Raw genomic sequence first — 12,210 nt, 5'->3', positions numbered from 1 at the left:
GCCTTGCCACGCCCCAAGCTGTTAGGAGCTCGGATCATGGCTGATTCCGACAACAGCACGACTTTGCCCTCCGTCACGCATAGCCGCTGCGAACGGCGGATTGCTAAAACCCCTAGATCTTTTGACGATACCGACCCCGCAATTCTGCTGTTGCGAGGTCGGTCGCGGGCACAGCGCGTTTCCAGGTCCTTTGCCGACTTCAACAGCGTCTGGAGAGGCCCGGAACTTTTCTTGCGGGTCGCGGCGGCCTTTTTCGCGGAGGCCGAGCGATCGGCCGCCGAACGCGACGATGAGGCCTGACCGCCTTTTTCGCCACCCTTATGCGCGGTGGGATGGCCAGTATGCTTGCCTCGGCCGGAGCCACCCTCCTTCTTGCCGCCGCCGTCGTCCTTGTTGACCGTCGCCCAGGCGCGACGTTCGGCCTCTTTTTCGGAGACCCCGCGTTTCTCATAGCCTTCCGCAATATGATCGGCCTTGCGTTCCTGCTTGTCGGTGTATTTCGATTTTTCGCCACGTGGCATGGTCGGATCTCCTGTTTGAGCTAGTTTGAACGGCAAGGTCGCGCGAGAGTTCCGCGCAAGCTGCTGGGGACCGTCATGCTGTCTGATCCGAGCGTTCTTATCCTGATGTATTTCATCCTTCCGCTCTGGCTATTGGCCGGGTTTGCAGACTGGCTATGTCATCGCGCGTCGCACATCGAAACGACCACCGGTGCTAAAGAGTCCCTGATCCATCTCCTGATGTTCGCTGAGGTTGGCATTCCGCTGCTGGCGGCGATGTTCCTCGAAATCAACGCCCTGATCATCGCGAGCATGCTTGTCGCGTTTATCGTCCACGAAGCCACCGCCATGTGGGACGTGAGCTACGCCACAACAGTCCGGACGGTGACGCCAGTCGAGCAGCACGTACACAGCTTCCTGGAGATGATCCCATTGATGGGCATCATCATCGTGGTCTCCCGACACTGGGGCCAATTCCTGGCACTCTTCAGCGTGGGATCCGAACCGGCACGATTCAACCTTGTCTGGAAACCAGAGTCTCTACCGGTGGCGTACATCGTGACGATGCTTACCCTGGTGGTCTTGTTCGAATTCCTGCCCTATATCGAGGAATTCGTCCGAGGGCTCCGCGCCAATGCCGGAAGGCTGGTCCCTGAAAAGGCGCGAAACGCAAATCCTGGGCAGACCACCCGCCGCTGAACACCCTTTCGGGCGGGCGCCGATGGATCGCCTAGGAAAATTTTCTGCACCACGGAGCTTTTGTGTTAGCGGCAAGTTTCCTCGCCCGGAGTGGAGGAAACCTTCGGCATGCAAAAGAGCGATCCGGTTGTTGGCCCGTCGAAGCCCAGGCTTCTTGGCAGTTTGGGACCTGGCCTGATCACGGGAGCGTCCGACGACGATCCCAGCGGCATTGCCACCTATTCCCAGTCGGGTGCGCAGTTCGGCTTCAGTCTTACATGGACGTTGCTCTTTAGCTATCCGCTGATGTCGGTGGTGCAGGAGATCAGCGCCCGGATCGGACGCACCACCGGCCAAGGGATCGCCGGGAACATGCGCCGATATTATCCGAACTGGCTGCTTCAGTCGGTCGTCGTCTTGCTCCTCATCGCCAACATCATCAACATCGGCGCCGACCTCGGCGCCATGGGGGACGCCCTGAAACTGATTATCGGTGGACCCCATCTCGCCTATGTCATCATGTTCGGGGCGATATCCGTCGTCCTGCAGATCTTCCTCAAATACAGCCGCTACGTCTCGGTACTGAAGTGGCTGACACTGTCGCTCTTTGCGTACTTCGGTACCGTGCTGGTCGTGCACGTGCCGTGGGGTGAGGTCGCTCGCGGTCTGTTCATCCCGGAATTGACTGCCGACCCAAGCTTCTGGACGTCGGTGGTGGCGATCCTCGGCACCACGATCAGCCCCTATCTATTCTTCTGGCAGGCGTCGCAGGAAGTCGAAGACCAGAAAGCCAAGCCCGAGCGCAAACCCCTCAAGAAAGCGCCGGAGCAGGCCGGGAGCGCGATCGAACGCATCCGGCTCGACACGTATATCGGCATGGCGTTCTCCAACCTGGTTGCGCTGGCAATCATGGTTACGGCCGGTGCGACGCTGCACGCCAGCGGCGTCACCGACATCGCGTCGACAAGCCAGGCCGCCGAGGCGCTGAAACCCGTGGCTGGCGCGTTTGCGTTCGGGATCTTCGCGCTGGGCGTGATCGGGACTGGGCTGCTGGCGATCCCGGTGTTGGCAGGCTCGGCGGGCTATGCCCTGGGCGAGGCGCGCAAATGGCCGACCGGCCTCAACCGCAAGCCGCTTGAGGCCAAAGCCTTTTATGTGACCATCGCAACCGCCACGCTTCTCGGCGCCTGTTTGAACTTCACCTCCGTCAATCCGATCAAGGCCCTTTACTGGAGCGCGGTGGTCAACGGCGTGGTGGCCGTTCCGGTGATGGCCGTGATGATGCTGATGACGGAGCGGCGCGACATCATGGGCAAGGCGACGGTGCCCCCGGTGATGCGGATCGTCGGATGGGTTGCCACCGCGGTCATGGCGGTCGCGGCGATCGTGATGATCGTTCAGCTCTTCTGGAAATAGCGCGCGGAGAGCAATTCCCGGTTGACGGGAACTTGGCGGCCGGCCGCAGATTAATCCGCCACCGAGGCCTTGGCCAGCGCCTTCGTTCAGCAGGCCGGCCTCGACTGGAATGGGAGGAACACATGGATGCACATACCCAAACATATCGGCGCCTGAACATGCTGATCGAGCAGTATGTCGAAGTCAGGAAAAAGCGGCATGATGTCGTCTCGGTCGGACAGGCCGGCAAGGCGATCAAGACGGTGCTGGGAGAGTGCCCGGTCACGGGAAAGGCCCTCGATGACATGATCGCGGCCAGTGCCGTTGCGCACGGGCTTGGCGTCGTGTTCGATAGTCAGGTGACATAGACCATGGCGGCTGGCCCGACACTTCGTCCTGATCCCATCGGAAATGCCGTCCACATCTGCGTCGACATGCAGGGGATGTTCCGCGAGGGGTCGCCTTGGGCGTTGCCGTGGATGGAGCGCGTGCTCCCGAAGATCGTCGCGCTGTGCCGTGCCCATCCGTCACAGGTCATGTTCACCCGGTTCATCCCGGCCCGGCGGCCGGGGGGAGGGACAAGGGACCTGGCGGCGGTACTACGAGCGTTGGGCAAACATGACCCTTGAGCACCTCGCTCCGGGGCAGATCGAACTGGTGCCTGAGCTTCAACCCTTTGCGCCACCGGTACCGGTCATCGACAAGCCGGTGTATTCGCCCTGGCTCGGTTCGGACCTTCGGGCACGGCTGGGCGCCCATGGGTGTGACACCGTGATTGTGACTGGCGGCGAAACGGACATGTGTGTTGTCGACCGTCCTGGGGGCCGCCGACTACGGTCTGCGTACGATCGTAGTCGAGGACGCGCTGTGCAGCGCCTCGGACGAGGCACATGATGCCATGATCGACATCTTCAGCAACCGGTACGGCCAGCACATCGAGACCGCAGACACGGACCAACTGCTGGCGGCGTGGCGCGCTGGTCAATCTGGCTGACGGAGGGTCCCATCGGCGCAACGTTGAGGGGTCTCGAAGGAGCCCTTCGGACGAACAACAAATTTGGAACGTGCCGCATAAGGCCGAGCCGGGTGGCTTCCTGCAAGATGACGCGAATGGCCACTCCCAACTCACCAACAGCACGATCTCACGCCTGCACCGTTAGCGCGAATTCGCTTCCCAGCGCAAAGTTTTTAAGGAGATTGTGCCGGGTGACGCTTGACTGACGACGGTCACAAGCCCTCTTGAATAAGGGCAATTGCGGCGTAAAATAACTCTCCGCCATGACCACCCAATACCTCAATCATCATCTGGAGTGTCCCCACTGCCTGACCATCCGGCTGAGGATACCGGCTGATGCGCAGCCCGATACGAGGATTTTCTGCGACGACTGCGGCGAATTCCTCGGGACGTGGGATGACCTGCTGACCGACTTTGAACGGCAGGGCGGCAACACCGGGGTTTTTCGCCTCGACAAAGGTCGTATCAAGCGAATTGCTGAATGACCGCCCGGACAGGGCGGCTGCACATCAATGCAAAGGCGGCCGTGGCTGAAAACGCTGACCGCTAGCCACCATTGGCAACGGACGCCTCAACGGCGGCCAACGGGGCTTCCAGGCTCCAGGTGACCCCATGCGGCCCATGCTGTAGATTTCCCTGCCCTCCAACCGCCGCCGGCGCCACCCGTTTCAGGACCACGGTTCCAAAGCCGCCCTGTCCGATATTCTGGACTTCGGGCCCGTCGGTCTCGGCCCACGAAAGATGAAAGAGCCGCGATCCTCCCGAACCGGTAACGCTCCATCTAACCGAAATCCGACCGTTGTCGCCCGAGAGCACTCCATATTTGGCCGAGTTGGTTGCCAGTTCGTGGAAGGCGATGCCGAGATACTGCACCGCATTGGGACTGAGGACCAAGGATGGGCCCGACATATTGATAGCGTCACCCCGTGGGAAAGGCTGGGCCTGGGCCGCCAGGAGTTCGTTGATGGTGGCACCCTTCCAGTCCGCCGACACTAGCAGGTCGTGGGAGCGGGACAGCGCCATGATGCGCTCGCGGACCTGCGATTCAAACTGCTTGGGCGTTTCCGCTCGGTTGTTGGTCTCCCGGATCATCGACAGGATGACGGAGTACTGGTTTTTCACCCGGTGGTTGACCTCGCGCATCAGCATGCGAATGCGGTATTCATTCTCCTTTACGGACGTGATGTCCCGTGCAATTTTCGATGCCCCGACGATCTGCCCCGTTGCGTTGCGCACGGGCGAAATCGTCAGCGAGACCGGAACAAGGGTGCCATCCTTTCGCTGGCGGATCGTCTCGAAGGGTTCGACGCGTTCGCCACGGCGAATGCGTTCGAGAATTCGGGGTTCTTCGTCCTGGTGGTCATCGGGGATCAGCATCGTCACCGACTGGCCGATTGCTTCGTCGGCGGTGTAGCCGAACAGCCGTTCGGCGCCCTGGTTCCAGCTCCTGATGATGGTGTTGAGGTCCTTGCTGACGATTGCATCAAACGATGATTCCACAATCGCCGACAGATGCTGCCTGGCTTCTTCCGCACGCTGGCGGTCCGTCAGGTCGAGCAGCATATTGACCGCACCAATGAGGGTGCCGTGCTCATCCTGCAGCGGCGTGGGGTAGGGCAGGAATGGAAAAAAGGATCCGTCCGGACGCTGCGCCACGGCCTGCCGATTGCGGACTGGCCGGTTTTCCTTGAGCGCGATCGCCATCGGGCACTCGTCATGTGGTAGTTCCTTGCCGTCGGCGTTGAACAGCTTGAACGTGACGCACCATTTGTCTTTGCCGATGCAGGGCTCACGCCCTGCCAGGTCAGCGGCCGCGCGATTGTAATAGGTGATGGTGCCATGTTGGTCGGTCGTATAGATGGCGACCGGAAGGCCGTCGAGGATCTGGTGATAGGTACTGTCCTGCTGCCTGAGCTCGGAGCGGGTATGCTCAAGGTCGGTTACATCGACAGTGAAGCACCGGGTGTTAACCAGCTTGCCGTCGCTGAAGTGGCCGCTCGACGTGATTTCGACATGCTTGATCGAACCGTCACAGGCCTTCAAACGCGCGGGATATCGCGTGATCTTCTCGCCGCGGGAAAGGCGTTCCAGAATGTCCTCGATGACATGCCGGTCGGGGTAGAAGTCGGCGATGTGGCGGCCGACATAGTCCTCTGCGGAATAGCCGAGGAGCTCGAGTTCAGCCTTGTTGGCATGAAGGATGACACCATCTGCGCTCACCAGATGGAGAGCAATGGCACCATTTTCGAAAAAGTCTTGAAAATCGAAATGGCGGCTATCCTTTGAGGACATTCCCGGGTTGTTGAAGGCAACAACGGCCGCCTTTGGTAGTTCATTCATTCCGGGATCCCCGATGTAGCAAAACACATCGAAACGCAGCACGTGGCCGTTCGTTCCAGAATCGGCCCCGTTCACATAGTACAATTGTCGCAGAGCAGGGCTCCTGATACTAGGCGCCCGTTACTTGACCATTGCCCTCCCGCTGGTCTGAAGCGTCACAGAACTGGTGGAGCGATTCCTCGCAACCCGCGATCGGTCGTGTTGACAATATGGCTGGGAGAAAGCGGCCTCCCCGAGGCAAACCGGACGCTGCACCTCGTGCCAAAACGGGGATTGATCGAACTCTAGTCTTTACCCGGCAAGATCGAACTGAGCATCTGATTGACTGTCCCCCGGATGACGCCGGCTTCATTCGGGTCGCCCTTCGCCAGGGAGGATGTCAGGTTTTTGACTTGCGCGAATGTAAGATGTGGCGGCAGCGGCGGCACTTCGGGATCTGTCTTGACCTCCAGCACAACCGGGCTGTCCGACGCGAGTGCCTCGTCCCACGCAGCCGCAAGGTTTTCAGGGCGATCGACGAACAGCCCCTTGAGACCGATCAGTTCGGCGAACCGATGATATGGTACGTCGGGGATGTTCTGTGAGGCATCAAATTTCGGATCACCTTCCATCACCCGCTGTTCCCACGTCACCTGATTGAGGTCCTGGTTGTTGTAGACGCATATGACGAACCTGCCGTCCTCCCAGCCCTTCCAGTATTTCGCCACGGTGATCAACTCCGCCATGTTGTTCATCTGCATCGCGCCATCGCCAACTAGGCCGACCACCGGCCGATCTGGATGGGCGAATTTCGCGGCGATCGCGTAGGGAACGGCTGCTCCCATCGAAGCAAGCCCGCCAGAAAGAGAGCCCACCATTCCAGGTCTCATCTTGATATCGCGCGCATACCAATTGGCGCAGGACCCTGAGTCGCTGGTCAGGATGACGTCGTCTGGCAGCCTCGACGACAGTTCCCATGCGACCAGTTGAGGGTTGACGGGATCGGCCTTCGCGTGTGCCCGCTTGTCGAGGAGCTCCCACCACTCGATAACACCCTTCTCGACCTGTTTGCGCCATTTGCCCTTCTTCTGCTTCAAGAACGGCAGCAAGGCCTCGAGCGTCTCGGCGGCGTCGCCGACAAGGTTGATCTCCATGGGATAGCGTAGCGACATCATGCCGGGTTCGATATCGATCTGAACGCCTCGAGCCTGGCCTTCTTTCGGAAGGAATTCCGAATACGGAAATCCCGACCCGATCATCAGCAACGTGTCACACTCGCGCATCAGATCCCAAGACGGCTCGGTGCCGAGCAGTCCTATGGAGCCCGTGACCCAGGGAAGGGTATCCGCTAGCACAGCTTTGCCGAGAAGTGCCTTGGCGGCGCCAGCATCCAGGCGGTCGGCAACGGCAATGACTTGCGCCGTCGCGCCAAGAGCGCCAGCGCCAACGAGAATCGCGACACGTTTGCCGTTGTTGAGAACACTCGCCGCGGCCTCGAGATCGTTACGCTGGGGAACGATCAACGGCGGCGCGTAGCCGATGCCGGAATGCACCGTGCCGTGCGCGCGCGCAGGTTCTTCATACGCCATCTCCTGCAGGTCGTTTGGCAGGATCAGCGCTGTCACCGTACGGTTTGCCAGCGCGATCCGAATGGCGCGATCGATGAGATGGCGCACTTGCCCGGGGACGGCAGCCTGATGAACGAAATCCCCGGCGACGTCCTTGAACAGGGACGCGAGGTCGACCTCTTGTTGGTAGTGCCCGCCGGTGGCAGCGCGCGCCTGCTGGCCGACAATGGCAAGAACTGGTTGGTGATCAAGCCGCGCGTCATAGAGCCCGGTCACAAGATGCGTAGCGCCTGGACCCGAGGTCGCAATGCACACCCCCAGTTCGCCGGAAAACTTGGCGTAAGCGGACGCCATAAAAGCAGCCATTTCCTCATGCCGGGCCTGGATGAATTCGATTGCGCCTTCCGCCCGATTGAGCGCGCCGAACACGCCGTTGATGCCGTCACCCGGGTAGCCGAATAGCTGCCGTACGCCCCAGGCGTGAAGGCGTGAGACAAGAAAATCGCCAACGGTCCGAGACATGAGGAAGAACCTTGTAACTGCTGTTGTGAACGCAAAGGCCAACCACTGGCAGAAAGCAGGTCTGCGAGTTGGAGCGATTCCCGCGCGTTAGGAATCTCGCTCAACGTTCGGCTCGTCAGGCACTCCGCTATCTGCGTCTTCGCGGTCAATCTCTGTCGCGGCTTGGTGCCAATGCTGTTCATGGGAGCCGTGGCGACGGCCTTCGCGTTCCCAGATTTCGTAAGCTCTGGTTCGAATGCGATCGGTTCGCCTGTCTGGCGGGTCTCGGCCGAAAGCATCGCCCAGATCGCCGTCAGAGTCCTCAAGGACCTCGCCTGCTGCGTCCGGATTTCTTCTCGGTTCGTCACTTGCTGGGAGATAGCCCCGGGGCCTTGTTTCCGGGGGTCCCTCCCAGTGCGGAGATTGATCAGTTGTGCCCGGTCGGCCGTCTTTCGGTCTTATGCTCATGACGATGCCTCTTTTTCTCCATCAGCGACCGAACTGCGACAGCGCGATGAAGTTCCATTTTCCTCGATTTTTTCCGCGAAAAATGGCCCACGGAAAACTCTCGGAGCAACTTAGAACGCGACTGGTGTGGTGGTGCTGGGAGCCTACGCCTTAGAAGCGTTGGGTGCTGGATTATGCAAGGCCTCTCGCAAGGCTCTGGCTGACAATAACGGATCGCCGCCATCTTCGTCGGGCTGCTACATCCCGGCGCGACTGGTGCCACGATCCTAAGCACTCCAGCCCGATGTCAGGATCAGCGACGCTTCGAACATCTGTGCCCCGCCATCACTCCTGACCTTCACTGTAAGCTTGACCAGGTCGCGGTCAGGCAGCTCATCGCGCGCTATGTCGTGCAGGATTCGCAGGGCCTCGGCTCGGGCGCGGTCGCGCGACTCGAATAATTGGCCGTCATCGTCGAGAACTTGGCCGTCACTGTTGTAGACATCGAAAAAATATCGGTTCATTAACAGACCACCCCGGGAGATCAGATAAATCTCCTCGATGAATCGTGGTTCCTTCACTGCTGGCGTTTCGGTAAAAAATACATCAGATTGTTCCGGCGAATGCATATGGAGTTGGCGGCCTTGCGGCTCTTCCGGGTTGATCCGCCAAGGCGGCAATCTCCGCCTAAGCCGCGAGACCCGTGATGCTTGATCCTCTTTTTTTGCAGCTTGAACAACACGATGTTGTGTCAGATTCCGAACGGGCTTTGCTAACGCAGGCGATATCAACCGGACGTGATTTCGCCATCGGCCAGGATCTGGTGGCTGCCGGATCCCGCCCGACCTACAGCACCCTGCTGGTCGAAGGACTGGCAGCGCGCTACAAAGTGCTGGAGGATGGCGGCCGACAATTCACGTCGCTTCAGGTACCGGGCGATTTCGTCGACCTTCACGCTTTCCTGCTCAAAACCATGGACCATGGCATTATCGCCTTGTCGGCTTGTCGTGTGCTTTTCGCCGATCATATCCGGCTGCGAAAGATCACGGAGACGGCGCCACATCTCACGCGACTTCTCTGGTTGGATACGCTGGTTGACGGGGCGATCCATCGGGAATGGATCGTTGCAATGGGACGTCGGTCGAGGATTTCGCATCTGGCGCATCTGATTTGCGAACTTTACGTCCGGCTGAAGGTGGTGAATCGCACAACCGGGATGAGTTTTCGCCTGCCGATAACGCAAGCCGAACTCGCCGACGTGTTGGGGCTGTCGGTCGTTCATATGAACCGCATCGTGGGCGAACTTCGTAAGCTCGGCGCCATCAGCTGGGCTGATCAGTTGTTGACGATCGTCGACTTGGAACGCCTGCTGGAGATCGCGGAATTTGATCCGACCTACCTCAGCATGGTGCGAGATCCGCGCTAACCGCCGCCATCAACTCAGCGACGGAACCGTCGCACTTATTGCACGTTGCAGCCCTGATACGAGCTAAACCGACGGCCGCCCGTGCTGTCGGCCCTGCGTGTCATATGCCGCTGGAATAGATGAAGGATAACGCCATGGGATTTTTCTCCAAGGACATCAAAACGCTCAATGACCTGTTCGTGCACACATTGCAGGACATCTACTATGCCGAGCAGCAGATCGAAAAATCGCTGCCCAAGATGGTCGAAAAGGCCACCGACCCCGACCTGAAAGCTGGGTTCCAAGAGCACCTCGAACAAACCAGGGAGCATATCGTCCGCCTCGAACAGGTGTTTGAAATTCATGGCGAAGCCGTGAAGGGTGTCGATTGCCCGGCCATCGGCGGCATTCTTGAGGAAGCCGACGACGTGAGCGGCGACGTCGATGACAAGCAGGTGCTGGATGCCGCGTTAATTGCGTCGGCGCAAGCGGTCGAACACTACGAGATGACCCGCTACGGAACGCTGATCGCCTGGGCCAAGGAATTGGGACATGAAGACTCTGCCAGGATATTGGCCGAGACGCTTGAGGAAGAGCGGGCGACGGACCAGAAACTGACCGAACTGGCCGAAAGCGGTGTGAACCGCCAAGCAGCATGAAATCCGGGGCGCGGCGCCGGATCGCCGATCCTTACCGCCGCGCTCGGTCAAAAGCACCGGCCGGCAAGATTACCAGACTGGATCAGCGCTGATGTGCCGTGGCAGCGGGATGCGGCGCCGGGCGTTCGGCGACCCGGTACTGGTTGTCGCGATGTGCGGCAACCAACTCATAGCTCCCGGTAAGTCCGTCGATCACAATGTCGAGGAACGCGTTGCAGGCGGCAACCCAGTCCATACCGTCACACACCGCGAGCGAGATAGTCTTGCCCGGGCAATAGCTGGCAAACAAGACAACTGGTAAGCCGCCTCCGCTGTCCCCTATGCTCATCTCAACCCATGCATTCGGCGATCCTGCCTGCTGGGGTGCAGCCCTGGCCGGAAGTCGCCGGCGGCTGCAACATTCTCCCAGGATCGATAGCCGCCGGTCAAATCCTCGGAGCCGGATTGTCGGCGATTTTCCCAACCTCTTGCGCGGCGCACGCCACCAGCCCGTCTGTGCAAGCACGGGATGGCCGAAAGATTGCCTATTCACCATCGCTGAAATGGCATCAGCCATAATCGTTCTGCGCGGAACGTCTGCCCTTACATCAAACACCCCACATTCGTAGTACCCATCCTCGCGCATCATCATGGAATTCCAGTCCACGGCGCCGAATAGTGACCAAGCCGTGACGGCACGTACGTCAATGCCCTCAGCCGCGCATTCGACTGCACCCTGCCATCCCTCCATGAACCAGCGCAACTGTTCCTCGCGGGTGCAGGCGTTGTGCACTTCTCCGATTGCCACCGGCAGGGCGTAGCGGCGCCACACCTCACGCAAGCGTGAGGCGAACCCGAGTGCACCGGCCGGCACACCGGCGCGGAAAGCGGCGACATCGACATAGGGTTCTGTGCCGTTACCGCCAACGGGTTCTCGATGATGCCGTTCGACGCGATGGTCGAGGAACCTGTCGCTGGTGAGGTAATAATCAACGCCGATAAGGTCCGGAGGGCAGGGCGCGGCCTCCAAATCGGCCAAATGGTCAGGATCGATACCAGCGTCGAGGAGGCGCCCATGGAACGGATGGCGCGTGTCGACATGCCCACAAAGCAGGTCCAGCGATAACCATCGCCGGCCATTCTCGTATGCAGCCTGGTATGCCAGCTTTGGCGTCGCAAAGATTTTTCCGAAATCCTCGGTTTGCAGAAGGCGGGCATCGGGGATGACCTTGCGGATGGCCGACATTGCCTTGGCGACCGCGCGACATTGGGCAACCAGAAGCCGGAAACAACTTGGCTCGTCCGCGCGGTGCGGGTGCCAGAATCCATATAGACCGCTGAGGCGAGCGGTCGTCATCGGTTCGTTTATCGGCGTGAAAGTCCTTATCCACGGGTATCGACGTGCGAGCCTACCGGCAAACGCCGCGAGGCGATCGGCAAAATCCGGGTCGAGAATGGACGTCCAGCACGGCCCGCCGCCATGGTGGACAAGGGCTGAAATTGGGTTGATGCCGAGTTCGCGCATGCGCTCAAACCGCTCGTCGTGCCAGCTCCAGTCATCCTGCCCCTCCACCATCTCGACGTGTTCCCACAACGCAGGATATCGAAGCGTTTTGATACCAAGGGAAGCGACGAGGTCTAAATCCTCGATGCGTTTTGAATGACCGGTTTCGGCGAGCTGATCGCGGATCACGCCACCGACACGAACCACACTGCACTCAATGCCGCCCCAAACTTCCACCAT

General features: G+C 59.9%; 11 protein-coding genes and 2 pseudogenes. 7 read left to right on the top strand and 6 right to left on the bottom strand.

Annotation, left to right across the window (positions count from 1 at the left end):
• Window positions 1–221 precede the first annotated feature (221 nt).
• A pseudogene (locus AC1VON_RS23195) lies at window positions 222–521 on the bottom strand (plasmid stabilization protein); the annotation flags it as partial.
• Between the two features lie 75 nt (window positions 522–596).
• Here AC1VON_RS23195 and AC1VON_RS23190 point away from each other — a divergent pair.
• The 5 genes and pseudogenes from AC1VON_RS23190 to AC1VON_RS23170 all read left to right on the top strand — a co-directional run bounded on the left by AC1VON_RS23190 (window position 597) and on the right by AC1VON_RS23170 (window position 4,073).
• Window positions 597–1,199 carry a diguanylate cyclase gene (locus AC1VON_RS23190; protein WP_483124982.1) on the top strand — a complete coding sequence of 201 codons (603 nt, stop codon included), beginning with the start codon at window positions 597–599 and terminating at the stop codon, window positions 1,197–1,199.
• A 108-nt stretch (window positions 1,200–1,307) separates the two neighbouring features.
• Complete coding sequence (locus AC1VON_RS23185; protein ID WP_483124981.1) at window positions 1,308–2,594, top strand: Nramp family divalent metal transporter; 1,287 nt, start codon at window positions 1,308–1,310, stop codon at window positions 2,592–2,594.
• A gap of 122 nt (window positions 2,595–2,716) precedes the next feature.
• Window positions 2,717–2,941, top strand: coding sequence for a hypothetical protein (locus tag AC1VON_RS23180; protein ID WP_483124980.1), 225 nt, complete (start codon window positions 2,717–2,719; stop codon window positions 2,939–2,941).
• 43 nt (window positions 2,942–2,984) lie between these two features.
• A pseudogene (locus tag AC1VON_RS23175) lies at window positions 2,985–3,567 on the top strand (cysteine hydrolase family protein).
• Between the two features lie 284 nt (window positions 3,568–3,851).
• Window positions 3,852–4,073 carry a hypothetical protein gene (locus tag AC1VON_RS23170; protein WP_483124979.1) on the top strand — a complete coding sequence of 74 codons (222 nt, stop codon included), beginning with the start codon at window positions 3,852–3,854 and terminating at the stop codon, window positions 4,071–4,073.
• 61 nt (window positions 4,074–4,134) lie between these two features.
• On the opposite strand, the gene AC1VON_RS23165 is transcribed toward AC1VON_RS23170, so the two are convergent.
• The 4 genes from AC1VON_RS23165 to AC1VON_RS23150 all read right to left on the bottom strand — a co-directional run bounded on the left by AC1VON_RS23165 (window position 4,135) and on the right by AC1VON_RS23150 (window position 9,052).
• A complete protein-coding gene (locus AC1VON_RS23165; protein ID WP_483124978.1) occupies window positions 4,135–5,970 on the bottom strand; it encodes a PAS domain S-box protein in 1,836 nt (611 codons plus the stop codon).
• Window positions 5,971–6,212: 242 nt separating this feature from the next.
• The gene (locus AC1VON_RS23160) at window positions 6,213–7,997 is read right to left on the bottom strand and encodes a thiamine pyrophosphate-requiring protein (protein ID WP_483124977.1); all 1,785 of its coding nucleotides are present in this window, start codon (window positions 7,995–7,997) and stop codon (window positions 6,213–6,215) included.
• An 87-nt stretch (window positions 7,998–8,084) separates the two neighbouring features.
• Window positions 8,085–8,444, bottom strand: a complete 360-nt coding sequence (locus AC1VON_RS23155; protein ID WP_483124976.1) for a DUF2934 domain-containing protein — start codon at window positions 8,442–8,444, stop codon at window positions 8,085–8,087.
• Window positions 8,445–8,710: 266 nt separating this feature from the next.
• Window positions 8,711–9,052 carry a DUF6894 family protein gene (locus AC1VON_RS23150; RefSeq protein ID WP_483124975.1) on the bottom strand — a complete coding sequence of 114 codons (342 nt, stop codon included), beginning with the start codon at window positions 9,050–9,052 and terminating at the stop codon, window positions 8,711–8,713.
• Window positions 9,053–9,129: 77 nt separating this feature from the next.
• Between AC1VON_RS23150 and AC1VON_RS23145 the strand changes: the two genes are divergently transcribed.
• Both AC1VON_RS23145 and AC1VON_RS23140 read left to right on the top strand, forming a co-directional pair.
• The gene (locus AC1VON_RS23145) at window positions 9,130–9,849 is read left to right on the top strand and encodes a Crp/Fnr family transcriptional regulator (protein ID WP_483124974.1); all 720 of its coding nucleotides are present in this window, start codon (window positions 9,130–9,132) and stop codon (window positions 9,847–9,849) included.
• 134 nt (window positions 9,850–9,983) lie between these two features.
• Window positions 9,984–10,487, top strand: coding sequence for a YciE/YciF ferroxidase family protein (locus AC1VON_RS23140; RefSeq protein WP_483124973.1), 504 nt, complete (start codon window positions 9,984–9,986; stop codon window positions 10,485–10,487).
• A gap of 82 nt (window positions 10,488–10,569) precedes the next feature.
• On the opposite strand, the gene AC1VON_RS23135 is transcribed toward AC1VON_RS23140, so the two are convergent.
• On the bottom strand, window positions 10,570–12,210 hold the full coding sequence (locus AC1VON_RS23135) for a glycoside hydrolase family 1 protein (RefSeq protein ID WP_483124972.1): 1,641 nt from the start codon (window positions 12,208–12,210) through the stop codon (window positions 10,570–10,572).

It is taken from the genome of Mesorhizobium sp. HAY1-8B (assembly GCF_056868045.1).
Note: the sequence above shows the minus strand (reverse complement) of the source record. Positions and strands in the feature narration are given on the sequence as shown.